Origin of the sequence: Ectopseudomonas oleovorans, from assembly GCF_003052605.1 — a bacterium.
In the GTDB taxonomy this organism is placed as follows: domain Bacteria; phylum Pseudomonadota; class Gammaproteobacteria; order Pseudomonadales; family Pseudomonadaceae; genus Aquipseudomonas; species Aquipseudomonas oleovorans_A.
The window spans coordinates 1-25,917 of the sequence record NZ_QASO01000018.1 but is presented as its reverse complement, the minus strand read 5'-3'; the positions used below and the strand labels follow the sequence as shown (position 1 = coordinate 25,917).

The following is a 25,917-nucleotide window of genomic DNA, read 5'->3' as shown; positions in this document are numbered from 1 at the left end:
CTACGCTTTAACGCTGGGCTCAGCCCACTGCAGACACGAAGATTGCAGCGCGCACCCTACTCCAGCACTTCGACCGTCATTCCGACCTGCAGCTCACCAACGCCTCGTGGCAGCAGATTCTGTCCGAAGTACACATCGCCATCACGTTCCCGATAAGTTTTGAGCGTTGCCAGCGGTTCGCGCAGTGCGTTGCGCTCGCCGCTCTGCGGATCGATGGTGGTGAGAATGCAGCGCGAACAACCCTTGGCTACCTCGAACTCCACTTCACCGATGCGAATGCGCTGCCAGTTGTCTTCGGCATAGGGCTCGGTGCCGGTGACGACCAAATTGGGGCGAAAACGCAGCATTGACAGCGGCTGACCCACACGCTGAGACAGATCGTCCAGCGAGGCCTGGCTGATCAGCAGCAACGGGAAGCCATCGGCAAAGGCCACGCGGTCACCGGGCCGGGCATAGGCAGTATCGACCTGGCGGGTACGCCCTTCCGGCACCTGCACCAAGCGACAGGGCTTGCCGAGCAGAGCGCTGAGCCACTCAGCTGCTTCATCACCGGCATCCGGTACGCGCAGGGTGTCGCGCCAGACGATGACGCCACGCAGGTTTTGCTCGGGGTCAGGCAGCGCCACGGACAAATCGTCACGGCCAGGTGCGCTGAGCGTCAGGCCACCACGCGCATCGTACAGGGCGCTCAACTGGCTCATCTGCGGCAACAGGCGTTGGGTGATGAAACGGCCGTTGTCGGCGTCGACCAGCATCCAGCGCCGATCGCCATGCAGCCCTAGTCCGTCGACCGCGCTACGCTGCAAGGCCTCGCCGCGGCCGGACTTGAGCGGGTAACGGTACAGCCCCGAGAGCCTCAGCATGGGTCAGCTTCCTGTCGGCAAAACGCCGTTATACGAGCTGACGGCGATGCTCACAAGCACCGAAACCCAGGAAATATGCTGCGGTTCGACGGCAACGCCCGCCAGGTTTCACCCGCCCTGCAGCGACTTTAGCGAGGTTCGTCCAACTCAAGACGTTGACGAATCACATCGACCAGCTTGTCCGGCTGGAACTTGGAAAGGAAATTGTCGCAGCCGACCTTCTTCACCATCGCCTCGTTGAAGCTACCCGACAGCGACGTGTGCAGCACTACGTAGAGATCCTTGAGGCGCGGGTCATTGCGAATTTCGCTGGTGAGACGATAGCCGTCCATTTCCGGCATCTCGGCATCGGTGAAGATCATCAGCAGCTTGTCGGTCATCACCTCGCCGGTGTCAGCCCACTTCTTCAGCAGGTTGAGGGCCTTCAGGCCGTCGCTGGCCATATGCAGGCGAATTCCTAGTTGCGACAGGGTATCGCGCAGTTGGCTTAGCGCGACGCTGGAGTCGTCCACCAAAAGCACCTCGCGTCCACGCGCCTTTTCCAGCAGTGGATCGGCGAGCTTTTCTGCGGAGACCTTGGTGCTCATCGGCACGATCTCGGCGAGCACCTTTTCCACGTCGATGACCTCGACGATCTGCTCGTCGACCTTGGTGATGGCGGTCAGGTAATGCTGACGGCCGGCGCCACCGGGCGGTGGCTGGATCGACTCCCAGTTGAGGTTGAGAATGCGATCGACGCTGCCGACCAGGAAAGCCTGTACCGAGCGGTTGTACTCGGTGACGATGATGGTGCTGCGCTCATCCGGCACCAGCGGACGCATGCCGATGGCCTGGGACAGGTCGATCACCGGCAGAGTCTGACCACGCAGGTTGACCACGCCGCAGACGAAGCGATGGCGCTGCGGCATCAACGTCAGCTTGGGCAGTTGCAAGACTTCCTGCACCTTGAACACGTTGATGGCGAACAGTTGTCGACCGGCCAGCCGGAACATGAGGATTTCCAGGCGGTTCTCGCCGACCAGTTGCGTGCGTTGATCTACTGAATCGAGGATGCCGGCCATCATGTGCTCCGAGGGATATAGGGTGATTCTAGTCTGCCGTTTCGGGTTATCGGCGGACTGCCGGCAGACTGAAGCATTGCTGGCGCGCAGCCATCATGCCTTAGCCCTGTGTACCTGACCAGCGAGCAGCGACGAATGCTTGGGCAGATGCAGACGCAGGGCGCCGGGTTCGGCACGAAAACGCAGACCTGTACTTTCCATCGGTTCGCCGTCGAGATTCAGGTCCAAGCCCTCCAGCGCTTCCACCTCCAGCCAGGGCAGCCGTGCGCTGACCGCAACGCTCTGCAGGCCAAGAATGCCCCCGGACAACAACGTGCCCAAGGTGCCGACGACATCCTGCGCCGCCGGCACGATGCAGACATCGAGCAGACCATCGTTGATGCTCGCCTCCGGACAAAGCAGATGCCCGCCACCGGCCTGTCGCCCGTTACCGATGCCCAGAGCCAGAAACTCGCCCTGCCATTGGAAATCCGGCCCATGAAAACGACCGGCTGCCGCGCGCACTTCGGAAAAACGACTGAGCCCGGTGAGTAGATAGGCGGCGCCACCCAGGACTTTCTTGAGTTCTTCCGGAGTATTGGCGGTGACGTTGGAGCCAAAACCACCGGTGGCCATGTTCAGAAACGCCCGCTCGCCCGCCATGCCCACGTCCACAACCACCGGCTCGCACTCGAGCAGGGCCAACGCCGCAGCAGGTGTCAACGGAATACCGGCTGCGTGGGCGAAATCATTGGCCGTACCCAGCGGCAGCAGAGCCAGGCTGGCATCGCTTTGCGCCTTGACCAGCGCCTCGACCACATCGCGCAGGGTGCCATCGCCACCGCCAGCGATCAGCGTTGAATAACCGGCGGCCAATCCTTCCCCGACCAGCCGCTCGGCGTCGCCACCTTCCCAGGTCAGGCGCACGGCCAGATCCCAGCCGCGCTCACGCAGGCCGTTCACCGCTGCCCTCACCTCTTCGTTCAACGCCTGCTTGCCATGCAGGATCAACCAGGCCTTGCGTTCGCGCATTGCGCGTCCTCCTTGAAAGGATCAGCGAAAGCCTAGTGCCTGGCCCTCGTGAAAATTAATCAAATTAATCGATATCAAAACTGTATAAATTGCGCTTTTAAATCGATCAATCCAAATGGATCATTCACCCATCAACGCTGCACGGGACTGAACTCGTGCATGACTGGAGGATTGACCATGATCGATGTACGTCCGTTCGAACAACTCGGTGGTGCTCACCATGGCTGGCTCAACGCCCGTCACCACTTTTCCTTCGCCGAATACTACGACGCCGAGCGGATGAACTGGGGCCGCCTGCGCGTGTGGAACGACGACGAGATCGCTCCACATTCAGGCTTCCCGCCGCACCCACATCGCGACATGGAGATCATCACCTACGTTCGCGAAGGTGCCATCAGCCATGAGGACAACCTGGGCAACAAAGGTCGTACCGAGGCCGGCGACGTGCAGGTAATGAGCGCCGGTACCGGCATCGCCCACAGCGAGTACAACCTGGAGAATGAAACCACCAAGATCTTCCAGATCTGGATTCAGCCGAACCAGGCCGGCCTGCCGCCATCCTGGGGCGCCAAGCCTTTCCCCAAAGGCGACCGCTCCGGAGCCTTCGTCACCCTGGCCAGCGGTTACGAGGACGATGTCGACGCCCTGCGCATCCGTACCGACGCGCGCCTGGTGGCTGCCACGGTCAAGGCGGGAGAGAGCGCCGAATACGCCCTGCAACCGGGTCGCAAGGCCTATCTGGTGGGCGCGACTGGTGTCTTCAGCGTCAACGGTGTGGCCGTCAAGGCACGTGATGGCGTGGCCATCGCCGATGAAACGCTGATCCGCATCGAGGCGCAGGCAGACAGCGAGATCGTGCTGGTGGATGTCGCCTGATGCACAAACCATCGCCCTCCACTACGGAGGGCGATCTTTTTTGTAGGAGCCGGCTTGCTGGCGATCATTGATTAACGGCATCGCCAGTGACGTAGGGCGTACTCGGCTTTGGCTTCCTGCGTCGCTCTACCTCCTGCATCCATGCAGTTGTCGCGAAGCAGTACGCCGCTGGACTTGTGTAGCACCGAGGAACGGCGGACTGTTCGCTGGCGCTATGAGCGGCCGGCGTCCCGGTCCGCCCTACGCCACCATGCCCTACGCCGGATAACCGGTAATCTTGCGAATGCGATGGTACAGCGGCTTGAGCTGGCGGTACATGCGCTGATAGACCTGCCCGTAGAGCTGCTGGTAAACGCGCTGGGCCTCCGGGTTCGGCTGGAACACCTGACCAACCCGAGTCATGGCGGCGATGGCGCTCGGGTAATCAGGGTGCAAACCCAGACCTACCGCGCAATTGATCGCCGCGCCCAGGCCGCTGGTTTCGTACAGGTGCGGACGCTCGGCCGGCAGGCCAAAAATGTCGGCGGTCAGTTGCATCGCCGCATCGCTCTGCGAACCGCCACCGGACACGCGCAGGCGCTCGATACGGGTGCCGGAGCGCTTTTCGATACGTTCCTTGCCCTGACGCAGGGCGTAGGCCAAACCCTCCAGAATCGCCCGATACAGATGCGCGCGGGTGTGTACGTCGCCAAAGCCGATGATCGACCCCTTGGCCTCCAATCCCGGCTCGCGAATGCCCGGCGTCCAGTACGGCTGCAGCATCAGGCCCATGGAACCCGGCGGTACGGCGTTGACCAGCTCGTCGAACAGCGCCTCGGGGGACACGCCCAGCGCCTCGGCCCGCTGCATCTCGCGCAGGCCGAATTCGCGTTTGAACCAGCTGACCATCCAGAAGCCGCGATAGATCATCACCTCGGTGTTGAAGTGATCCGGCAGCGCCGCCGGATAGGGCGGAATCAGGCGTACGGTTTCCAGATAACGGCTGCGTGTGGTGTTGATGGTCGCCGTGGTGCCATAGGACAGGCACGCCGTGCTGGGCTCCAGCGCACCGGAACCCAGCACCTCGCAGGCCTTGTCGGCGCCAGCAGCAATCAGCGGCAGGCCTTCCGGAATACCGGTATGGCGGCTGGCCTCGGCGCTGATCTGGCCCAGTCGCTCACCCGGCTTGAACAGCTCAGGCAGTTGCTCACGGCGCACCTTCAGCGCCTGCCACTTCCAGTCGCCAGGGGAGGCCCAACGCAGGCGCTTGTAGTCGAACGGCAGGTAGGCCACGCAACTGCTGGTGGAATCGACGAAGCGGCCGCACAGGCGATGGGTGAGAAAACCCGAAAGCAACAGCACCTTGTGCGTGCGCGCTGCTATCTCCGGCTGGTGCTGGGCGACCCAGTTGACCTCGGCCTGGCCACGAAAGTGATCGACCGCCTCTTCGGCGCGCACCAGCTTGAACAGCCAGCCCCACAGGCCCTTTATCCGCCCGGCTACTTCGGCACGACGCTGATCGAGCCAGAGAATCGCCGGGCGCAGGGGCGTGCCCTGCTCATCGACATGAATGATGCTGCCGCGCTGGGTGGTCACGGCGACGCCGCGGATCAGGCTGCGGTCGATGTCCACCTGCTGCCACAACAGGCGGAAGGCCTCGCCGAGGCTGGCCCAGTAGTACTCGGGGTCCTGCTCGGCCCAGCCTGGTTGGCTGGAGAAATAGGGATCCAGCTCGACCTTGCCCTTGGCCAGCAGGTTGCCCTGAGTATCGAACAGCAGCGCCCGCACGCTCTGGGTGCCGTTGTCGATGCTCAGCAGGTAGCTTGGTTCGCTCAAGGTGTGATCCTTCTTGTTATGTCTCCCCTCTCCCATTTATGGGAGAGGGGCCGGGGGAGAGGGTGGTTCGTCTGGCGCAGAGTGGCCGGCAGATAAACGCTTTCCCTCTCCCCAGCCCTCTCCCGCAAGCGGGAGAGGGGGTTGTTCAACCACCGTTCCCGGCAGGCTGTAACAGCGCTGCCACAGAGCCAGATAATCCGTCTCTTCCTGCTGCCAGCGTGCATCGCTCCAACCCAGGCGCGGCTGGCATAGTGCGCGGATACGCGGCAGCTCGGCGCGGCCGCCGCCAGCCAGTAGCAGGCCCAGGCGCGTGCGCCTTAGCAGCAAGTCGTCCAGGTGCAACACCAGCTCGCCTTCGGCAGCCCAGGCCAGTTCGGCCCACAGGGTGTTCGTACCCGCGACGCAATCGCTGCCCACCTCGTCGATAAGACGCAGCACCTCGCCCAGCTGGCGGCCATGGCGACCGGCCAGACGGCGTTGCTGCGCCGGGCTCAATGCCGGCATCGGTGTCGGCGTATTCGAAGCGAAGACCGCGCCGCCCTGATCATCCACTGGCTTGCCGACGAAACCCGCGCACGCACGCAGCACCTCCAGCGCCAGCAGGCGGAAGGTGGTCAACTTGCCGCCGGCCAGCGTCACGCTGCCCGGCTCGATCCACAGAGCATGCTCGCGCTTCTCGTCGGAGGGTTTCAGTGCGCTGCCACCATCGCTCACCACCGGGCGCACGCCGGCCCAGGTCGACAGCACGTCGGCACGGCTCACCTGGGCGGTCGGGAACTGCTGGGCGCAGGCGGCCAGCAAGTAGTCGACCTCCTCGTTACTGATCGTCGCCTCGGCGTCCAGATCGTCCGCATGATCCAGATCGGTGGTGCCGATCACCGTTGCGCCTTCCCAGGGGAAGACGAACACCGGCCGGCCATCGGCCGAGTGCATAAAGCTGAAGGCATGCGCCACCGGCAGGCGCCAGCTCGGCAGTAGCAGGTGACTACCACGCAGCGGACGGATGCGACCATTGCCAGGCTGGCGCAGGCGATCGGCCCAGACACCAGTGGCTTGTGCCACGGCTCGGCTGCGCAGGCGGTAGCGGTTGCCCGTTTCCACATCCTCGGCGAGCACACCGACCACCTGCCCCGCCTCACGCAGCAGCTCGACCACGCGCATGCCATTTAGCGCCTCACCACCTTCGGCGCGCGCCTCGCCCAGCACGCGCTGAACCAGGCGGGCATCGTCGGTCACCGCATCGAAAAAGCGCGTGCCACCGAGCAGGCCGTCCTCGCGAATGCCCGGCGCCAGGTAACGCAGTTGCTGCAGCGGGTAGAACAGGTGATTGCGTTTGCCGGCCAGGGCGTCGTACAGGCTGAGCAGGCAGCCGAATACCTTCGGCCCGGGAAAGCCGCCGCGATAGTGCGGCATGACGAAGCTCAACGACTCCACCAGCCCCGGCGCCTCGCCGAGCAGGCGCCGGCGCTCGCGCACCGAGTCGCGAGTCAGCCCCAACTGGCCCTTGGCGACGTAGCGCAGGCCACCGTGCACCATCTTCGACGAGCGGCTGGAGGTGCCCCAGGCGAAGTCACGTTGCTCCAGCAGCAGGCAGCGCCAGCCGCGCCGCGCCGCCTCACGCAGGATGCCAGCGCCGCAGATGCCGCCGCCGATCACCAGCAGATCCCAGTCGCGCGCGGCCAGTTCAGGCAGCGCGTGCGTGCGCCAGGTGGCGTTCCAGGGTTTCATGCTCAGTCCTGCAGCAACACGCCAGGCGCCAGGCGCTGGTCAGGGTCGAAATGCGTGGCCAGGCTGCGTAGCGTGGCCATGCCCAGCTCGCCCTTCTCTGCCGCCAGATAAGGTGCGTGGTCACGACCGACGCCGTGCTGGTGGCTGATGGTGCCGCGATTCTCTGCGATGGTGCGGCTGGTCGCTGCTTTCAAGCGTTGCCAGCGCGCCATGGCCTCGGCGTAGTCGCTGCCGGGGCGGAATACGTAGGTGGTGTAGATGCTCGAACCTTCGCCGTAGACGTGCGACAGGTGGGTGAACACGTGCACCCGCTCGCCCTCGCCGACCAGCTCGTCACGCAGGCTGGCTTCGACCTTGTTCAACAGGTTGTCGACGTTGGACCAGTCGGTGGCGGTCTCCAGGGTGTCCACCAGGTAGCCGCGCTCCCACAGACCATGACGCAGGTAGGGGAAGCGGAAACGGTTCTGCTCCCACTTCTTGCCCAGCAGGGTGCCGGTGAACACACCGTCAAAACCTTTCAGCAAGCGCCGTGCCTGTTTCAGCGAGGCGGCGTTCTGCACCCGGCTGCCGGTAACGCCGAAGGTCAGCATGCACTTGCCGTCGCGGGCGCCGCGCAGAGCCAGGTATTTCTCCAGCAGAGCAATCTGCTGCGGGTGACCGGCCAGGGCCAGTTGGGTACGGGTTTCGATGGCGTTGGACAGGCGCAGCATGGACAGCGGCACGCGCGCCTGGGCCAGGCTGCGAATGGCGCTCAGCGCCTGCTGCCAGTTGGGCAGGAACACCGCGTAGAAACGCTCCTGCTCGGCCAGGCGACTGATGCGCACGCGCACCTCGGAGATCACCCCGAAGCGCCCTTCCGACCCCATCACCAGCTCGCGCAGATCAGGCCCGGCGGCCGAGGCCGGAAAGGTTGGAATCTCCAGGGTACCGGCGAAAGTTTCCAGCTTGCCGCCGGCGAACAATTGCTCGATGCGCCCGTAGCGCAGCGACTGCTGGCCGCTGGAGCGACTGGCGACCCAACCGCCAAGCGTCGACAGCTCCCAGGACTGCGGAAAATGGCCCAGCGTGTAGCCACGGGCGCGCAGTTGGCTTTCGACTTGCGGGCCATTGGCGCCAGGGCCGAAGGTGGCGATCAGGCTGTCCTCGTCGATATCCAGCAGACGCGTCATGCGCTCCAGCGACAGGGTCAGCACCGGGCGCTGGCCGGCCTGCGGGTTGATGTGGCCGGCCACCGAGGTGCCGCCGCCGTATGGGATCAGGGTGACGTCATGCTGTTGCGCCCAGGCCAGCAGCTCGCGGATCTGCTCGGCGCTTTCCGGGCAGGCGACGCCATCGGGAAACAGGCCGAACTCGCCGGAGCGCATGGCCAGCCAGTCCGGCAGGCTCTGGCCACGGGCGTGACGCACTCGTACCTCGGCGTCCTGGCTGATCAGCGGGTTGGGAGCCAGACGTGAGGCCGGCACACGCGCCAGCACGTCTTGCAGGCTGGCGTCGACCAGACGCTGGCCCGGCCCGACCAGTTCAGCGAGAAAGGCCTCGCCATGGGCCGGCAGTTCAACCTCGGTCGCTTCGTCACCCCATCCGTTCCAGCGTCGCATCGCATCCCCCATTCCGATCAGCACTTATGGCTGCCTATACTAGCCAGCCGCCGATTTCCGTCACTGTCGAATCGGGACAAGCGCTATCGCCAATCAAGACAGGCATCGCAGAACAAGAATAATCCATGGAAAACCTCGGCTATACCTCGGTTCCCGCCCTGCTCAAGTACCTGCGCCAGGCCGAACAGCTCGGTCTGGATATCGACCGTGCGCTCGCGGCAGCCGGTGTCCAGGCGCAGGATCTGGCCGACAATGGCAAGCGGATGCCCAGCGAGGTGCATGAGCGCCTGCTGGCGCATCTGATCGAGGTGTCCGGCGACCCCCTGTTCGGCCTGCACTCGGCGCGTTTCGTCCAGCCCGGCTCGTGGAGCGTGCTCGGCTACATCGCCATGAACTGCGCCACCCTGGGCGAAGCCATGGGCCGCATCGTGCCCTACGAGAAACTGGTGGGCGACATGGGCACCAGCCGTATCGAGGCGGCTGAGGATCACGTGCGGCTGATCTGGAGCTGCCGCCATCAGGCGCCGGACGTGCGCCGCCATATGGTCGAGAACGTGCTCGCCTCCTGGCTGCTGTATGCCCGCTGGATCGCCGACTCCGAGCATTCACCGCGTGAGGTGTGGTTCGAACACGCGCAACCGGCCGCCACCGACCTGGCCGAATACCAGCAGCTGTTCGGCTGCCCGGTGCGGTTCGAACAGCCCTGCAACGCCCTGCTGGTGCCGCTGGACTACCTTGGCGTGCCGCTGCGCCAGGCCGATGCCAACCTGCTGCGCACCCTGGAAGAACATGCCCTTACCCTGATGGCCGGGCTGGACGACAACGAGCCGCTGCCGCGCCGGGTGAAGAACGCCCTGCGCCTGCTGCTCAAGGACGGCCTGCCGCGCAAGGAACGGGTGGCGGAGAAATTCGACATGACCGTGCGCACCCTGCAGCGCCACCTGCAGCAGGCCGGCACCAGCTATCAGCAGATACTCGACGAGCTGCGTCAGGAACTGGCCGAGCATTACCTGCTGCGCAGCGACCTGGCGATTCAGGACATTGCCTGTTATCTCGGTTTCACCGAATCACGCTCGTTCCACCGCAGTTTCAAGAGCTGGACCGGGCAGACGCCGGGCGAGTTTCGCGAGAGCCGGCGCCGGGATAATCCGCTGGGCTAGCGCGATATGGCCGGAAACGCCGTGCCAGCCAGTAGTCGAGACTCAACCATCGCCCTGCCCCGCTGATGAAAAGCGCCACGGCGCAGCCACGGCCGGCACCGGTGAGGTTTGCCAATGGCATATCAGTCCTCCCGGCGCCCTTACTCGTTCTTATCGCCACTGCACGTGCCTTCAATACGGGAGCCTTCCTGCGCCTTCTCGGCAGCGGTCAGGCTGTAGCCGCCGGCCAGTTCCTGCTCAGCGAAGGGGATGCTGGTGGCGTGGGCAGTGAACGCCATGTAACTCGGCAGTGCAGCGCCCTAGGGTCTGTTGCCGTTTCGCGCACGGCCGCGTCGAAACGGCAAAAGACCCTAGGTGGCAGTCAGGGTATTGGCATCTCTCCATCGGTTTCGAATACGGCGCCAGGTTGGCGCCCTCGCAGCAATGGACGAGGCAGGGATGCGGGCGTTACAGCGGGCCAATAAGATTTCTCGTAGCCCATATCCGGATGAAATCCGGGGGCGCTTTGCTCGCCAGCAATCGCGGCTACGACTGCATGGACGCAGGAGGTAGAGCGAAGCAGGATGCCAGAGCAGAAAGCCTCTCCCACAGACACAGAAACATCCACCGCACGGTAGGAGGTGATTCAAATGATCAGGCATCTCCTCTGGTTGGACTGCATGGCCGCTGCGAGCGCGGGCGTTGTGGTTCTGTTGCTGGCCCCCTGGTTGAGCGGCTGGTATGCCCTGCCCGGCGAGCTGCTGAGCTTCATCGGCGCGGTCAATATCGCCTACGCCTGCTTTTCCATTTCGCTGGCGATTCGCCTGCGACGCGCCGAAGCGCTAATCAAGCTGCTGGCAGTGGCCAACGGACTCTGGGCGTTGGCATGCCTTGGCATCGCTACGATCTTTGCCCCGCTCATGACGCTACCGGGGCTTTGTCATGTGCTCGGCGAGGCTGCATCCGTCGCAGGCCTGGGCATGCTGGAGTGGAAATGGCGCAGGCAGCTGCTGGTGGCTGGCGAACAGGGCGTTTCGACTCAGCTTGTCGCGGTCCAGTAACCGTCACAGGTATTCAGGCGAAGATCCGGCGATGGCCGTTCAGGCCATCATCAGCCCTATCCTTCAGCCCTGTGAAAGCGGTTCTTGCCCGCGTGCTTGGCCGCGTACATGGCCTGGTCCGCACGTTTCAGCAGGTCCTGGCCGCCTTCAGCGTGCAGCGGAAACAGAGCGGCGCCCACGCTCGCCGATATCCGCACCATGCAGCCGTCCAGATCGAACGGCTTGGCCAGCACATCCAGAACCTTGAGCGCCACGGTCTCGCACTCCTGACTGCCGTGCAGATTGCCGAGGACGATGCCGAACTCATCACCGCCGAAGCGTGCGACCGTGTCGGTGCTGCGCACACAACCTTCCAGCCGCCTGGCGGCCATCTGCAGCAGGCTATCGCCGGCCGTATGACCGTGGCGGTCGTTGATTTCCTTGAATCCATCCAGGTCGATATAGAGCACGGCGCACAGCTGCTGGTCGCGCACGGACTCCAGCGCCTGGTCGAGTCGCTGGTGGAACCTGACGCGGTTGGCCAACCCGGTGAGGGCGTCATGCTCGGCGTCATGACATAGGCGCGCTTCCAGGTGCTTGCGCTCGGTGATGTCCTGCGTGACCAGCACCAGGAACTCCGGGTGACCATGGCGGTTGCGGACGACGCTCGAGGCCTCGCATACCCAGATCAGCGAGCCATCCTCACGCCGATAGGTTTTCTCGATTTCCGGGGAAAGCGCACGAGCCTCGCTGACCAGTTGCTCACTCAGAAAGCTGCGGGCGGCGGCAGCTACTTCGGCGTCGCTCAGGTCGAAAATGTTGGCGCCTTGCAGCGCCTCGGGCGGGCGCCCCAGCATGCGCGCGAATTTCTCGTTGACCCGCAGTATCCGACCCTCGGGGCTGATGTGGGCGATACCCATGGCCGCCTGGTGAAAGGTGGCGCGAAACAGCGCTTCGCTGCCTTGCAGGGCATCGGTGGCCGCACGTTGGCGAACCAGCATCAGCGCCAGCAGGCCAACGAACAGCATGACCACCAGGGTGACGCCGACTGCGGCCATCAGGTAGGTGGAGCGCCGCTGCAAGGTCGTGCCCATCTCCTCGTCATAGGCGGTGGCCACGGTAATCATCAGTGGATAACCGGTCATGGTGCGGTAGCTGACGATACGGGCGACGCCATCGAGCCCCTCGCCACTGTCGTGGAAATCATCGGCGCCGTGCAGCTTTTGCCGCTGGAACCAGGCCAGCGACTCGGCACCCAGGCCAAATTCGCTACGTGCGCCGATCTTGCGCGCACGTATCACGCCGTCGAGGCCGGCAAGCTCCAACAGCCCCTGCGGGCCCAGATCGACCTGCTGGAAGAAACGCGTGACGTCCTCTGGACGCACGGCCATCACCACGACGCCGGCGAAGCTGCCGTCATCGCGCTCGATACGCAGCGACATGGGGATCAGCCAACGCCCGGAAACCCGCCCGAGTACCGGCTGATTGATGAACAGGTGATCGATACGGGCATCGCGCTGCGCCGTGAAGAACTCGCGGTCGGCGTAGTTGACCGGGCCAGTGTCCTGGCTACTGCTGACGATATCGCCCTGCTCGTCCACCACGCTGACGATGGTGAACATCTCCTCGCGGATTATGCCCTCCTCGACCCAGCGGCGCAGGTCGATGGCCTTACCCTGCCGGCGGTACTGCTCGCGCACGAAAGCCGCCACCTGCTCGGCCGCCTTCAGCGCGCGGAACACCTGCTGCTCGAAAGCGATGGCCAGACTGGAGTTGGCTTTCATTTCCGCAGTCAGCGCCTGCTCACGTTCGAAGGCGATGCGTTGCAGGGTGATCAGCCAGACAACGGCAACGAATACACTCGCCAGAACGATAAGCAGGTTCAAGGGTGTTGCGATTCGAGGGTGTCGAGCGACGGCGTCATGCGCGTCAATCGGCGTGCTGGGCGGGGTCATCGCCTTGTTCTCCAAGCCTTTCACGGGCGGGCTGTTTTCTAGCTGTCGGGGCCAGGGTCTGTTGCCCTTTGGTTCAGCGTCGCAGAGCGTGATCCATCGCCTTGCGTTGAATCATAGGCATTGTTGCGCCACTGTGCTGCCATCATGCGGTAACGGGTTTTGGCCGAAAATCGAGCTTGCGCCAGACTGACGACCGACACGGCGCCTCAGCCACGTCACGTCGAGTCGAGCGGCATCCGCACGGCTCCTGCTCAATTTCTTCGATAACCGCCTGTCTTCGAGGCCCGCCTTGGAAACCACGGTCTTTCTCGCCGTCATCGCCGCCGCTGCCCTGCATGCCGGCTGGAACGCTCTGCTCAAGATTGGTCTGGATCGCTTCCTCACCGCCACGCTGATCCAGATCGGTGCTGGCCTGGTGGCGCTCTGCGCCCTGCCGCTGGTGGCGCTGCCGCAAGCCTCGGCCTGGCCGTGGATCGCGCTGTCGGCGTTGCTGCATATCGGCTACAACTTCTTTCTCGCCCGCGCCTACCAGTACGGCGACCTGGGCCAGGTCTATCCGATTGCGCGGGGCAGCTCGCCGCTGATGGTCGCCTTGCTGTCACTGCTGTTATTGCATGACGGGCTCGGTGCCCTGCAGTTGCTGGGTTTGCTGGTGTTGGTGCTGGGCATCTGGCTGATGGCGCTGCGCGGCGGGCAGCACAAGGCGCCGCAAGGGGCGATGCTGGGCTGTGCGTTGATGACGGCGCTGTTCATCGCCGGCTACACCCTCAGCGATGCCATGGGCGCGCGTAGCAATGGCGATGCGCTGAGTTATTCGCTGTGGCTGTTCACCGTCAACGGCGTGGTGATGGCGGTGGTATTGGCCATCAGCCGTGGGCCGCGCGCCTTCCTGCAGCTGGGCCCGCACTGGCGTGGCGGGCTGGCTGGCGGGGCGATGTCGATGGCAGCCTACACCATCGTTATCTGGGCCATGACCCAGGCGCCGGTGGCATTGGTTTCGGCCCTGCGCGAGACCAGCGTGGTGTTTGCCGTGCTGCTGGGGGTGGTGTTGCTCAAGGAGAGGTTGCGACCGATTCGCCTCGTGGCGTGCGCGGTGATCGCGGCCGGTGTGGTGGTGATGAAGTTGGCGTGAGGGGTTCGCGTTGCAGCAAGTGGATTGCGAAATCACAACTTGGTGGGCTGAAGCCCACCCTACAACGCTGAAGCGGATCGCCGCCCGCCCACCGTACAAGGACATCTGTAGGAGCGAGCTCTGCTCGCGAATCCTCAAGCACAAAAGCTTCGCGAGCAGAGCTCGCTCCTACCCGGTACACCAACGCAACCAGCAGGTCAGGAGGCGATCCGCACCATCGGGTCAGTCTGACTCGGCATTCTGATCGGGAACCCGAGACCCGCTTTACGGTTCTGTTGATCAACGGGTGCTGAGTCATCGACCGTTTTTTCGTCATACGCTGCCTGCATGCTGGCCGGGCTGACCGCCTGGACGCGAGAGTTTTTGTGTCCTGCCATCCATGGCGGCCACCTCAAGGGCCGTCGCGGAGCGACGTCAAAAACTTCTCCCGGAAGTTTTTTGCCCGCCATATGCGGCTTGCGGCACACTAGCGCCCTTCCCGAGCATCCGCTCGTTTAACTGTTCAAGAGTCCGTATGACCCGCTCCCCCTTCCGCCGCATGGCCTTTAGCGCGCTGCGCCGCCTGCTGTACCTCTGGGTACGCTCGGAAACCATCAACCAGTCCGCCTTCACCCTCAAGCTAGACCGCAGCAAGCCGGTGTTCTACGTGCTGCAGCAGCCGTCGGTGAGCGACCTGGCGGTGGTCGACCGCGAGTGCACCAAGGCCGGCCTGCCGCGCCCGGTGCTGCCGGTGGCGGTGGGGGAACATGTCGAGCCGGCGGCCTTCTTCTACCTGACGCCGGAGCCGGACTGGTTCGGCCGCCAGGACAAGCGCGGCATCTCGCCGACCCTGGATCGGGTGATCGCCGTCCTCTCCCGCCACGCGGTGGACGATGCGCAGATCGTGCCGGTCAGCGTGTTCTGGGGCCAGTCGCCGGATCGCGAGACCAGCCCCTGGAAACTGCTGTTCGCCGACAGCTGGGCGGTGACCGGACGCCTGCGCCGGCTGGTGAGCATCCTGATTCTCGGGCGCAAGACCCGCGTGCAGTTCTCCACGCCGATTCACCTGCGCGAGCTGGTCGAGCAGGACAAGGGCCAGGAGCGCACCCTGCGCATGGTCCATCGCATCCTGCGCGTGCATTTCCGCAACCAGAAGGCGGCGGTGATCGGCCCGGACGTGTCGCACCGGCGCAACCTGGTCAAGGGCCTGGTGCACGCCCCGCTGGTGCGCCAGGCGATTGCCGAGGAAGCCGAGCGCGAGAAGATCAGCCTGGAGAAGGCCGAAGCCCAGGCGCTGCGCTACGGCAACGAGATCGCCTCGGACTACACCTACACGGTGATCCGCTTCCTCGAACTGGTCTTGAGCTGGTTCTGGAACAAGATCTACGACGGCATCAAGGTGCACAACATCGAAGGCGTGCGCGATATCGCCCAGGGTCACGAGGTGATCTACGTGCCCTGCCACCGCAGCCATATCGACTACCTGCTGCTGTCCTATCTGCTGTTCACCAACGGCCTGACGCCGCCGCATATCGCCGCCGGCATCAACCTCAACATGCCGCTGATTGGCGGCCTGCTGCGCCGTGGCGGCGCCTTCTTCATGCGCCGCACCTTCAAGGGCAACCCGCTGTATACGGCGGTGTTCAACGAATACCTGCACACCCTGTTCAGTAAGGGCTTCCCGGTCGAATACTTCGTCGAGGGCGGGCGCTCGCGTACCGGGCGCATGCTGCGGCCGAAGACCGGCATGCTGGCCATCACTCTGCGCAGCTTCCTGCGCAGCAACCGCCTGCCCATCGTCTTCGTTCCGGTGTACATCGGCTACGAGCGGGTGCTGGAGGGCCGCACCTACCTGGGCGAGCTGCGCGGCGCGAGCAAGAAGAAGGAATCGATCTTCGACCTGTTCAAGGTGCTCGGCGCGCTCAAGCAGCGCTTCGGCCAGGTCTCGGTGAACTTCGGCGAGCCGATCAAACTGGCGGAATTCCTTGACCAGCAGCAGCCCGGCTGGCGTGAGCAGGAGTTGGCCCCGCAGTACCGCCCGGCCTGGCTCAACGACACCACCAACCGCCTCGGCGAGCGGGTGGCGCGCCACCTCAACGAGGCGGCCTCAATCAACCCGGTCAACCTGGTGGCCCTGGCGCTGCTGTCCACCAGCAAGCTGGCCCTGGATGACCGCGCCCTGGCGCGGGTGCTCGACCTGTACCTGGCCCTGCTGCGCGCGGTGCCCTACTCGCCGCACACTACCTTGCCGGACGGCGACGGCGCGGCGCTGATCGAGCACGTCAAGGGCATGGACCTGCTGGCCGAGCAGAAGGATGCGCTGGGCAAGATTCTCTATCTGGACGAGCAGAACGCCGTCCTGATGACCTACTACCGCAACAACGTGCTGCACATCTTCGCCTTGCCGGCGCTGCTGGCCAGCTTCTTCCAGAGCAGCGCGCGGATCAGCCGCGAGCAGATCCTGCGCTACGCCGGTGCGCTGTATCCCTATCTGCAGTCCGAGCTGTTCATCCGCTGGGAGCAGAGCGAGCTGGAAGGCGTGATCGACCAATGGCTGACGGCCTTCGTCGAACAGGGCCTGCTCAAGGTCGAGGGCGACGTGTACCTGCGCCCGGCGCCGAGCTCGCGCCAGTTCGTGCTGCTGACGTTGCTGTCACGCTCGGTGGCGCAGACCCTGCAGCGCTTCTACATGGCCATCGCCCTGCTGCTCAACGCCGGGCAGAACGCGATCAGCGCCGAGGATCTGGAAGACCTGTGCACGGTCATGGCCCAGCGCCTGTCGATCCTGCATGGCCTGAATGCGCCGGAGTTCTTCGACAAGAGCCTGTTCCGCCACTTCATCCAGAGCCTGCTGGATCAGGGCGTGCTGCGCCAGGACGAGGCCGGCAAGCTCAGCCATCATCCGCTGCTTAGCGAACTGGCCGAAGGCGCCGCCAAGCGCGTGCTGCCGGCCGAGATTCGCCTGTCGATTCGCCAGGTGGCGCTGGATCGCAACGAGGACCAGCCGGCCGCGCCGTGATGTGTTTAGGGTGCGCTGTGCGCACCTTCGAATCACCGTAGTCACCGGTGCGCACAGCGCACCCTACCGTCCCCGCCACTGCCTCGGATGGATGTCGCGTGTTACATCCACCGCGGCGCAGGCTCGATGCAACCAGACGAACCTGTCACGGCTTTGGTAGTCAGTCGATAAGTCACACACCGGCAGGAGGCCCTGGCATGATCGATTCCCTGATGTTGAGTGCTGCACGCATCACCACGCTGGCGACTGGGCAGGTACTGACCAATGCCAGTGGTTTCTTCTTCCGCCGGGATCAACGGCTGTTCCTCGTCACCAGCCGTCACGTGATGCTCGACGAGCCGAGCGGCCATCAGCCTGCAGATCGAGTTGCATACCGACGCAGACAACCTGGCCAGCACCGTCAGCTTTTCCATCCCGCTGTATGACGGCGACCAGCACCTGTGGCGGCAAGGTATGGATGGCGCGGGCGAGATCGACGTGGCGGTGATCGAGCTGGATCAGGCTGCCCTGCCCGACAACGGCGCTTACCAGGCCTTCACCCCGCTGCACCTGCTGCAAGCCGACGAGCATGTTGAAATCGGCTCGACGCTGCTGGTGATGGGCTTCCCACTGGGTTTTCAGGACACCCTGCACCGCATGCCGGTGGCACGCTATGCCGGGCTGGCGTCGTCCTTCGGTTTGCGCTTCCACGGGCTCGGCTACTTTCTCACCGACGGGCGCACCCATCGCGGCCTCAGTGGCGCGCCGGTGGTCAAACGCGCCAGCGTCGAGGGTGAACTGCCCTGGCATCTGCTCGGCATCCATTCCACGCGCCTGTTGGGCAATCGAGACGAGGATCAGGACGAGGCCCTCGGTCTGAACTGCACCTGGTATGCCGATATTCTGATGACGCTGACGGAGTGATAGCCCGGCGTCATCGCCTGGGATGATTGCCAGGCTCGCCGGCAAGCCGGCTCCTACAGAACAAACCACGCCCCGTAGGAGCCCGCTTGCGGGCGATAATCAATGAGTAGCCCGGATGAAATCCGGGGAACCACTCAATGTCCAGTCGCGGCTAAAGCCCCTCCCACAGAACCCATCGTGCCGGTGGGAGGGGCTTTAGCCGCGACAGCTTTTTCTGGCGCTCGAACGGCCCCGGATTTCATCCGAGCTACGAAACGTGGATGCCGGGGCGTACCAGAACATCGCGGCTAAAGCCGCTCCTACAGGTATTCACCTGTCCCGTAGGAGCGGCTGGGCGGCATTGCGCTTCAGCCGCGATAAGCCTGGCCATGTGCTCGAACTACAGCCCCTCCCACAGTTCCACGTGGGCTTGTGGGAGGGGCTTTAGCCGCGACAGCGTTGTCAGGTGCGCGAACTGCCCCCGGATTTCATTGGGCTACGATTCTGGTGGCCCATTCGCCGCGGGGCGCGGCTCCTACACGGATATCTGTAGGAGCCCCGCCTCGGGGCGAAGCGCTAGCGCAGCGGCGCGAGGAAGGTGCTCTTGGTGCTCACATGGCTCTGCGAATCGGCCTGGTCGCGTACCTCGAAACGCAGGGTCTGCGGCCCGGCAGCGTTGTGCGTGGCCGTCAGCGCGACGCTTACCGGCAGATCGCGAATCTCGCCCGGGGCCAGGTTCAGTGTGCGCGGGCCGTGCAGTTCGAAGTCGCTGGCGTCGACCAGGGCGATGGCGTAGCTGCGCGCTTGCTGGGTCTTGTTGATGATCTTCAGGCTGTAGATGTTCTCGATCTGGCCCAGGGCATTCTCGCGGAACAGGCCACGGTCACGGGTCACGTCCAGGGAGATCAGCGGGCGCTCGGCCAGGGCCCAGACGAAGGCGCCGATCATCACCGCCAGCATCGCCGCATAGCCGATCAGGCGCGGGCGCAGCCAGTGGGTCTTGCCGCCGGCCAGCTCATTCTCGGAGCTGTAGCGCACCAGGCCGCGGGCATAGCCGAGCTTGTCCATCACGCTGTCGCAGGCATCGATGCAGGCGCCGCAGCCGATGCATTCCAGTTGCAGACCATCGCGAATGTCGATGCCGGTGGGGCAGACCTGTACGCACATGGTGCAGTCGATGCAGTCGCCCAGACCTTCGGCCTTGTAGTCGGCGTCCTTGCGGCGCGGGCCACGGTTTTCGCCACGGGCGGCGTCGTAGGAGATGACCAGCGTATCGCTGTCGAACATCACACTCTGAAAGCGCGAGTAGGGGCACATGTCGCGGCACACCTTTTCACGCAGCCAGCCGGCGTTGATGTAGGTGGCAGCGGTGAACGACAGCACCCAGAACGCGGTGGTCGCGCCCATCTCCAGGGTCAGCAGGTCGCTGGTCAACTGACGCACTGGGGTGAAGTAGCCGACGAAGGCCAGTGCCGTGACCAGGCTCACCACCAGCCACAGGCCGTGCTTGGCGCTGCGCCGGGCCAGCTTCTGCAGCGACCAGGGCGCGGCGTCGAGCTTGATGCGCTGGCCGCGGTCGCCCTCGGTGATCTGCTCGACACGCATGAAGATCCAGGTCCACACGCTCTGTGGGCAGGCGTAGCCGCACCACACCCGGCCGGCCAGCACGGTGATGAAGAACAGGCCGAAGGCGGCGATGATCAGGATCGCCGAGAGCAGAATGAAATCCTGTGGCCAGAAGGTCGCGCCGAAGATATGGAACTGGCGGTTATCCAAGTCCCAGAGCACCGCCTGGCGGCCATTCCAGTCGATCCAGGCGGTACCGAAGAACAACAGGAACAGCAGGCCTGCACCGAGCAGTCGCAGGTTGCGAAAGCGCCCGGTGAAACTGCGCGTATGGATCGGGCCGCCGGCCTGGGCCGGCGTCAGGCGAGTGGGTTTGGCGGGGTCGATGCTCTCGACGGCCCGCACGGGGATCAGCTCGGTCATGTCGTTGCCCTCATCAGGCGTTTATTCAGGCTGGCGCCATGATCCGAGTGGGGCTGTTTACAAAACAGACTCAGGTTTTTGATAAAAAAGCGGATCAGATGATTGCGTCGAGCGCAGGGAAAAGTGCCACGCAGGCCGCCAGGCCTCGCCATTGCTGAGGCCAGGAGCCTTAAGGTCGAGCGGTGCAGATACCGCCCTGCGACATCGCGCCGCGCCAATCGGTGCCCTGTGCAGGTCACTGTCGTACCCATCTGATCTGGTTTTTTAAGGCTTTTCTGGCGCTGTTCTCGGTACACGCCCGGCAGGCATAGTTGACACCCCGTGATCAGGAGGCCTGCCTGTATGTACCAATACGATGATTATGACCGCGCGCTGGTGCGCGAGCGCGTCGCCCAGTTCCGCGACCAGGTACAGCGGCGCCTGGCCGATGAACTGAGCGAGGAGGAGTTTCTGCCGCTGCGCCTGCAGAACGGCCTGTACCTGCAAAAGCATGCCTACATGCTGCGCGTAGCCATTCCCTACGGCACCCTCTCGGCCAAGCAGATGCGTGCGCTGGCGCATATCGCCCGCGAGTACGATCGTGGTTACGGCCACTTCACCACGCGGCAGAACATCCAGTTCAACTGGGTCGAGCTCGAGCGTGTGCCGGACATCCTCGACTGGCTGGCCGATCACGACATGCATGCCATCCAGACTTCCGGCAACTGCGTACGCAACGTCACTACCGAGGCTTTCGCCGGCGTCGCTGCCGACGAGTACCTCGACCCACGCCCGCTGGCCGAGATCCTCCGTCAGTGGTCGACGGTCAACCCGGAATTTCTCTTCTTGCCGCGTAAGTTCAAGATCGCCCTGTGCGCGGCGGAGCAGGACCGCGCAGCCGTTCAGGTGCATGACATCGGCCTGCAGCTGTACCGTGACGAAGCAGGCGAGTTGCGCCTGCGTGTGCTGGTCGGCGGCGGCCTTGGGCGTACGCCGATCATCGCCCAGACCCTGCGCGAGGGTCTGCACTGGCAGGACTGCCTGTCCTACGTCGAGGCCATCCTGCGCGTGTACAACCGCCATGGCCGGCGCGACAACAAGTACAAGGCGCGGATCAAGATTCTGGTCAAGGCCCTCGGCATCGAGGCCTTCGCTAATGAGGTGGAGCGCGAGTGGCAGCCGATCAAGGATGGCCCGGCGCAACTGACCGAGGACGAGTACCAGCGCGTCGCCGCCTCCTTCCACAAACCGGCCTACGTGCCGCAGGACGCCCTCGACCTCGACTTCGGCACCCACCTGGCGCGCGACGAGGCCTTCGCCCGCTGGGTCTCGCGCAACGTCATGGCGCATCAGGTGCCTGGCTACCTGAGCGTGGTGCTGTCGACCAAGCCGGGCATCAGTGCACCGCCCGGCGACGTCACCGCCGAGCAGATGGAGATGCTGGCGGACTGGAGCGAGCGCTACGGCTTCGGCGAGATTCGTGTCGCCCACGAACAGAACCTGGTGCTGCCCGATGTACGCAAGGCCGACCTCTACGCGCTATGGCGGGAGGCCGAAGCGGCGGGGTTGGGCACGGCCAACGCCGGTTTGCTCACCGACATCATCGCCTGCCCCGGTGGTGATTTCTGCTCGTTGGCCAACGCCAAGTCGATCCCCATTGCCCAGGCCATCCAGCAGCGTTTCGACGACCTCGACTATCTGCATGATCTGGGCGAGCTGAGCCTGAACATCTCCGGCTGTATGAACGCCTGCGGCCATCACCATATCGGCAACATCGGCATCCTCGGCGTCGACAAGAACGGCAGCGAGTGGTACCAACTCACCCTCGGTGGTAGCCAGGGCCAGCAGGCTGCGCTGGGCAAGGTGATCGGCCCGTCGTTCGCTGCCGAGCAGGTGCCCGAAGTGATCGAGCGTATCGTACGCACCTACGTCGATCAGCGGCAGGTGAACGAAGGCTTTCTCGACACCTTCCAGCGCATCGGCCTGGAGCCATTCAAGGCGAGCGTTTACAGCCGCGAGGAGGTGGTATGAACAACCTGATTCGCCTGGTCGAGGGCCAGGCCTGCATCGTCGACAACGATCCCTGGGAGCTCGATCTGGAGGCTGACGCGCCGTTGATCCTGCCGCTTGCGGCCTGGCGTGAGCGGCAGTCTGTGGAGGTGCTGGAGGGTAGGACGATGAGCGCCGATGGCCTGCTGCTGCAGGTGGATGACGATCCAGAGGCGCTGCAGCCGTTTCTCACCAGTCTGCCGTTGATCGCCATCGATTTCCCCAGTTTTCGCGATGGCCGTGGCTACAGCCAGGCCTACCTGCTACGTACCCGCCTGGGCTGGCGCGGTGAGTTGCGCGCGGTGGGTGATGTGCTGCGCGACCAGTTGGCGCACATGCGCCAGTGCGGCTTCGATGCCTTCGCCGTGCGCGCCGACAAATCGCTGGAAGATGCACTCAAGGGCCTGCAAGGGCTCAGTGTGTTGTATGGTCGCTCGGTTATCGAGCCGCTTCCGCTGTTTCGTCGGGGGCGCCATAAGGAGGAGTCGAGATCATGATGGTGCGTGGCCTGTTCTGGCTGGTATTGCTGCAGTTGTTCGGCGTGGCGCTCAATCACTGGCTGTTGCCGATGCTGCCAGCCTCGATCATTGGCCTGCTGCTGCTCTCGGTCTGGCTGATGTGGCGCGGCGCCGTGCCCGAGCCGCTGCAGCAGGCTGCCGGTGGTTTGCTGCCTTACCTGCCGCTGCTACTGGCCGTGCCGGCCTCGGGGATCATGACCAGCAGCGATCTGCTGCTTGGTGAACTACCGGTGATCGCCACGGCGCTGGTGCTGTCGCTGCTGGTCACCGTGCCGTTCTGCGGCTGGCTCTTGCAGACGCTGATCCGCCGTCAGGAGCGCAAGGGATGACGCTGCTGACTCATCATCCGCTGTTCGCCATCGCCCTGACCCTGGCCGCTTTTCTGATCGCCGCCTGGCTCTATCGCCGCAGCGGCTGGCTGCTGCTGCTGCTGCAGCCGGTGCTGGTATCGGTGACGCTGATCGTCGCCACCTTGCTGCTGTGCGGCGTGGATTACGCCACCTACCGCGCCGGCGCCGAGCCTGTTGCCTGGCTGCTGGGGCCGGCCACCGTAGCCCTGGCGGTGCCGCTGCAGCACAACATCAAGCGCATCCGTCAGTTGTTCTGGCCGGTGCTGATCACCCTCACGGCCGGCGGCGTGCTGTCGGTGGCGCTGACCCTGGCCATCGGCTGGGCGCTGGGCGCCGACTGGAGCGTGGTGATGAGCCTGGCACCGAAATTCGTGACCATGCCGATTGCCATGCCGGTGGCCGAGCAGATCGGCGGCGTCGCTTCCCTGGCTGCGGTGATGGTCATGCTCACCGGGGTGATCGGTACGGCCATGGGGCCGCTGCTGCTGCGCTGGGCTGGCGTCGATCACCCCGCGGCCCGTGGCCTGAGCTACGGCATCAATGCCCATGCCATCGGTACCGCGCACGCCTTGCAGGAGAGTGAGGAGTGCGGCGCCTTCGCCGCCCTGGCGATGAGCCTGCTGGGCATCGGCACCGCCTTGCTGTTGCCACTGCTGCTGGCCTGATTCGGGCGGGATTCCGCCATTTCCAGGGGGCTCCTCCCGTGGATCTGGCGAGTTCCCGCCAGCCCCGTGCCGGCTGTGTGGCAGAAAGCCGCACAGAGTCTGCTGAATCCTTTCAGCGGCACGCATATTGCTCCAGCATGCGGCGCGATCGGAATACGCCCGCCAAGAGGCCTGGAAACACCCTTCCTCCCGCCGCGCCGCAGATCTGCGGCTATCGCCCATGTGCGGCCCAAACGGCCGCTGCCCGAAACCTTGCCTGCACGGCTGTTGTCGTCGTGCGATGAACTGGACTGCCCCATGAAGAAAATCCTGCTGACGCTGCTTTGTCTCAGCGTGATCGGTTGCTCCAAGCCCCGCGAGCCCGAGAAAACCGTCGACGTGCTGCTGATCGGCGCTGGCGTGATGAGCGCTACCCTCGGCACCTACCTCCACGAGCTGCAGCCGGACTGGAGCATCGAAATCTACGAGCGCCTCGACCAGGTAGCCGCCGAAAGCTCCAACGGCTGGAACAATGCCGGCACCGGCCACTCGGCCTTTTGCGAGCTGAACTACACCCCGGAAACCGCCGACGGTGGCATCGATATCAGCAAGGCGATCGCGATCAACGAGTCGTTCGAGATCTCCAAGCAGTTCTGGGCCACCCAGGTCGAGCGCGAGGTGCTGAGCAAGCCCAAGAGCTTCATCAACATCACCCCGCACATGAGCTTCGTCTGGGGCGACGACAACGTCGAGTACCTGCGCAAGCGCCACGCCGCCCTGCAGCACAGCAACCTGTTCCGTGGCATGGAGTTCACCGAAGATCACGCGCAGATCGCCCAGTGGGTACCGCTGGTCATGCAAGGTCGCGATCCGCAGCAGAAGGTCGCCGCCACCCGTATGGCCATCGGCACCGACGTCAACTTCGGCGAGATCACCCGTCAGCTGATCGACTCGCTGATTGGCAAGGAGCAGGCCAGCCTGCACCTGGAGCACGAAGTTCGTGACCTCAAGCGCAACGATGACGGCACCTGGCGCGTGATCGTCGCCGACCTGGCCAAGGGCGGCGCCGAGCAGAGCATCAACGCGCGCTTCGTCTTCATCGGCGCCGGTGGTGGCGCGCTCAAGCTGCTGCAGAAATCCGGTATCGAAGAAGCCAAGGGCTACGCCGGCTTCCCGGTCGGCGGCCAGTTCCTGATGACGCGTAATCAGGACGTGGTTGCCCAGCACCTGGCCAAGGTCTACGGCAAGGCTTCGGTCGGCTCGCCGCCCATGTCCGTGCCGCACCTGGACACTCGCGTGATCGACGGCGAGAACGTGCTGCTGTTCGGCCCGTTCGCCACCTTCTCCACCAAATACCTGAAGAACGGCTCGCTGCTCGACATGTTCAGCAGCATGACCACTGACAACTTCATGCCGATGGTCAACGCCGGCATGGACAACTGGTCGCTGAGCACCTACCTGATGGGTCAGCTGATGCTCAGCCAGGAAGACCGCATGGCCTCGCTGCGCGAGTACTTCCCGGAGGCGCAGGACGCCGACTGGGAGCTGATCAATGCTGGCCAGCGCGTGCAGATCATCAAGAAGGATGCCGAGAAGGGCGGCGTGCTGCAGTTCGGCACCGAAGTGGTGACCTCGGCCGACGGCAGCATCAGCGCACTGCTGGGCGCCTCGCCGGGTGCTTCCACCGCTGCACCGATCATGCTGCAACTGATCGAGAAGGCCTTCGCCGACAAGGTCGCCACCCCTGAGTGGCAGGAGCGCCTGAAGGAGATCATCCCGTCCTACGGGCAGAAGCTGAATGACGACCTGGCACTGACCAACCGCATCCGCCAGTGGAGCAGCGAGCGTCTCGAGCTGCAGCACATCGAAGTGGCGCCGGACGTGGAAATGGCCGCCGAGCCCGAGCCGGCTGCTGTGACTCTGTAAGGCTTTAACCGCTGTAAAGAAACCCGCCCTGCGTGATGCGCACGGCGGGTTTTTTCTTGGGCCCGGATTACATCCGGCTACTGGCTATCGCCCGCAAGCGGGCTCCTACGGGACGGGTGAATACCTGTAGGAGCGGCTTCAGCCGCGATGTTCTGGTCCGACCCCGGCATCCACGTTTCGTAGCCCAATGAGATGGACTCCTCCCTCCTACGGCGTCATTGCGCCAGACTGTAGGTTACGAAACAAACAATCCCGGAGGGGGAGCCCGCATGAAACTTAAACGCATAGGCGTGGATTTGGCAAAGCAGGTTTTTCAAGTTCATGGTGTCGACAGCCATGAGCAGGTCAAATGCCGCAAGCAACT

At 64.2% G+C, this 25,917-nt stretch carries 22 protein-coding genes; 13 read left to right on the top strand and 9 right to left on the bottom strand.

What is annotated here, in order from left to right; translation table 11 throughout:
• Positions 1-56: 56 nt before the first annotated feature.
• The 3 genes from DBO86_RS03100 to yegS form a co-directional block, all read right to left on the bottom strand.
• Positions 57-863 carry an MOSC domain-containing protein gene (locus DBO86_RS03100; protein WP_108232955.1) on the bottom strand — a complete coding sequence of 269 codons (807 nt, stop codon included), beginning with the start codon at positions 861-863 and terminating at the stop codon, positions 57-59.
• A 128-nt stretch (positions 864-991) separates the two neighbouring features.
• Positions 992-1,924, bottom strand: a complete 933-nt coding sequence (locus DBO86_RS03095) for a chemotaxis protein CheV (RefSeq protein ID WP_104727006.1) — start codon at positions 1,922-1,924, stop codon at positions 992-994.
• 93 nt (positions 1,925-2,017) lie between these two features.
• A complete protein-coding gene (gene yegS / locus DBO86_RS03090) occupies positions 2,018-2,935 on the bottom strand; it encodes a lipid kinase YegS (protein WP_108232954.1) in 918 nt (305 codons plus the stop codon).
• Between the two features lie 177 nt (positions 2,936-3,112).
• Here yegS and DBO86_RS03085 point away from each other — a divergent pair, with 177 nt between their 5' ends.
• Entirely contained in the window at positions 3,113-3,811 is a 699-nt protein-coding gene (locus DBO86_RS03085; protein WP_003462087.1) for a pirin family protein, read from the top strand.
• A 255-nt stretch (positions 3,812-4,066) separates the two neighbouring features.
• On the opposite strand, the gene DBO86_RS03080 is transcribed toward DBO86_RS03085, so the two are convergent.
• From DBO86_RS03080 to DBO86_RS03070, 3 genes are read right to left on the bottom strand one after another with little or no spacing between them, the layout of a single operon-like run.
• Positions 4,067-5,662, bottom strand: a complete 1,596-nt coding sequence (locus DBO86_RS03080) for an FGGY-family carbohydrate kinase (RefSeq protein ID WP_425266779.1) — start codon at positions 5,660-5,662, stop codon at positions 4,067-4,069.
• Positions 5,663-7,354 (bottom strand): glycerol-3-phosphate dehydrogenase/oxidase, encoded by a 1,692-nt coding sequence (locus DBO86_RS03075; RefSeq protein ID WP_244185504.1) that lies wholly within the window; start codon positions 7,352-7,354, stop codon positions 5,663-5,665.
• Between the two features lie 2 nt (positions 7,355-7,356).
• Positions 7,357-8,952 (bottom strand): FAD-binding oxidoreductase, encoded by a 1,596-nt coding sequence (locus DBO86_RS03070; RefSeq protein WP_003462090.1) that lies wholly within the window; start codon positions 8,950-8,952, stop codon positions 7,357-7,359.
• A 125-nt stretch (positions 8,953-9,077) separates the two neighbouring features.
• Between DBO86_RS03070 and gliR the strand changes: the two genes are divergently transcribed.
• Positions 9,078-10,112, top strand: a complete 1,035-nt coding sequence (gene gliR, locus DBO86_RS03065) for an AraC family transcriptional regulator GliR (protein WP_108232952.1) — start codon at positions 9,078-9,080, stop codon at positions 10,110-10,112.
• Between the two features lie 140 nt (positions 10,113-10,252).
• Here gliR and DBO86_RS25980 read toward each other — a convergent pair whose 3' ends face one another.
• On the bottom strand, positions 10,253-10,390 hold the full coding sequence (locus tag DBO86_RS25980; RefSeq protein ID WP_003462092.1) for a hypothetical protein: 138 nt from the start codon (positions 10,388-10,390) through the stop codon (positions 10,253-10,255).
• A gap of 351 nt (positions 10,391-10,741) precedes the next feature.
• Here DBO86_RS25980 and DBO86_RS03055 point away from each other — a divergent pair, with 351 nt between their 5' ends.
• A complete protein-coding gene (locus DBO86_RS03055) occupies positions 10,742-11,152 on the top strand; it encodes a hypothetical protein (RefSeq protein ID WP_003462093.1) in 411 nt (136 codons plus the stop codon).
• Between the two features lie 56 nt (positions 11,153-11,208).
• Here the strand turns inward: DBO86_RS03055 and DBO86_RS03050 are convergent, their stop codons facing one another.
• The gene (locus DBO86_RS03050; protein ID WP_108232951.1) at positions 11,209-13,086 is read right to left on the bottom strand and encodes a sensor domain-containing diguanylate cyclase; all 1,878 of its coding nucleotides are present in this window, start codon (positions 13,084-13,086) and stop codon (positions 11,209-11,211) included.
• A gap of 289 nt (positions 13,087-13,375) precedes the next feature.
• Here DBO86_RS03050 and DBO86_RS03045 point away from each other — a divergent pair, with 289 nt between their 5' ends.
• From DBO86_RS03045 to DBO86_RS03030, 4 genes are all read left to right on the top strand, one after another.
• Complete coding sequence (locus tag DBO86_RS03045) at positions 13,376-14,218, top strand: EamA family transporter (RefSeq protein WP_108232950.1); 843 nt, start codon at positions 13,376-13,378, stop codon at positions 14,216-14,218.
• Between the two features lie 514 nt (positions 14,219-14,732).
• Positions 14,733-17,216, top strand: a complete 2,484-nt coding sequence (plsB, locus tag DBO86_RS03035; protein WP_108232948.1) for a glycerol-3-phosphate 1-O-acyltransferase PlsB — start codon at positions 14,733-14,735, stop codon at positions 17,214-17,216.
• 197 nt (positions 17,217-17,413) lie between these two features.
• The gene (locus DBO86_RS26425; RefSeq protein WP_244185503.1) at positions 17,414-17,641 is read left to right on the top strand and encodes a hypothetical protein; all 228 of its coding nucleotides are present in this window, start codon (positions 17,414-17,416) and stop codon (positions 17,639-17,641) included.
• Positions 17,583-18,119, top strand: a complete 537-nt coding sequence (locus tag DBO86_RS03030) for a S1 family serine peptidase (RefSeq protein ID WP_244185502.1) — start codon at positions 17,583-17,585, stop codon at positions 18,117-18,119. The genes DBO86_RS26425 and DBO86_RS03030 overlap by 59 nt, the downstream gene beginning before the upstream one ends.
• 555 nt (positions 18,120-18,674) lie before the next feature.
• Here DBO86_RS03030 and ccoG read toward each other — a convergent pair.
• Complete coding sequence (ccoG, locus tag DBO86_RS03025; protein ID WP_108232947.1) at positions 18,675-20,087, bottom strand: cytochrome c oxidase accessory protein CcoG; 1,413 nt, start codon at positions 20,085-20,087, stop codon at positions 18,675-18,677.
• A 342-nt stretch (positions 20,088-20,429) separates the two neighbouring features.
• On the opposite strand from ccoG, the gene DBO86_RS03020 reads away from it, so the two are divergent.
• The 6 genes from DBO86_RS03020 to DBO86_RS26420 all read left to right on the top strand — a co-directional run.
• Positions 20,430-22,097, top strand: coding sequence for a nitrite/sulfite reductase (locus DBO86_RS03020; protein ID WP_108232946.1), 1,668 nt, complete (start codon positions 20,430-20,432; stop codon positions 22,095-22,097).
• Complete coding sequence (locus DBO86_RS03015) at positions 22,094-22,612, top strand: DUF934 domain-containing protein (RefSeq protein ID WP_108232945.1); 519 nt, start codon at positions 22,094-22,096, stop codon at positions 22,610-22,612. The genes DBO86_RS03020 and DBO86_RS03015 overlap by 4 nt, the downstream gene beginning before the upstream one ends.
• Entirely contained in the window at positions 22,609-22,962 is a 354-nt protein-coding gene (locus DBO86_RS03010) for a CidA/LrgA family protein (RefSeq protein ID WP_017674822.1), read from the top strand. Before DBO86_RS03015 ends, DBO86_RS03010 begins: the two co-directional genes overlap by 4 nt.
• Positions 22,959-23,648 carry an LrgB family protein gene (locus tag DBO86_RS03005; RefSeq protein ID WP_108232944.1) on the top strand — a complete coding sequence of 230 codons (690 nt, stop codon included), beginning with the start codon at positions 22,959-22,961 and terminating at the stop codon, positions 23,646-23,648. The genes DBO86_RS03010 and DBO86_RS03005 overlap by 4 nt, the downstream gene beginning before the upstream one ends.
• Positions 23,649-23,945: 297 nt before the next feature.
• Positions 23,946-25,553 (top strand): malate:quinone oxidoreductase, encoded by a 1,608-nt coding sequence (locus DBO86_RS03000; protein WP_108232943.1) that lies wholly within the window; start codon positions 23,946-23,948, stop codon positions 25,551-25,553.
• A gap of 269 nt (positions 25,554-25,822) precedes the next feature.
• A partial coding sequence (locus DBO86_RS26420; RefSeq protein ID WP_244185501.1) for a hypothetical protein occupies positions 25,823-25,917 on the top strand: 95 nt, incomplete at its 3' end.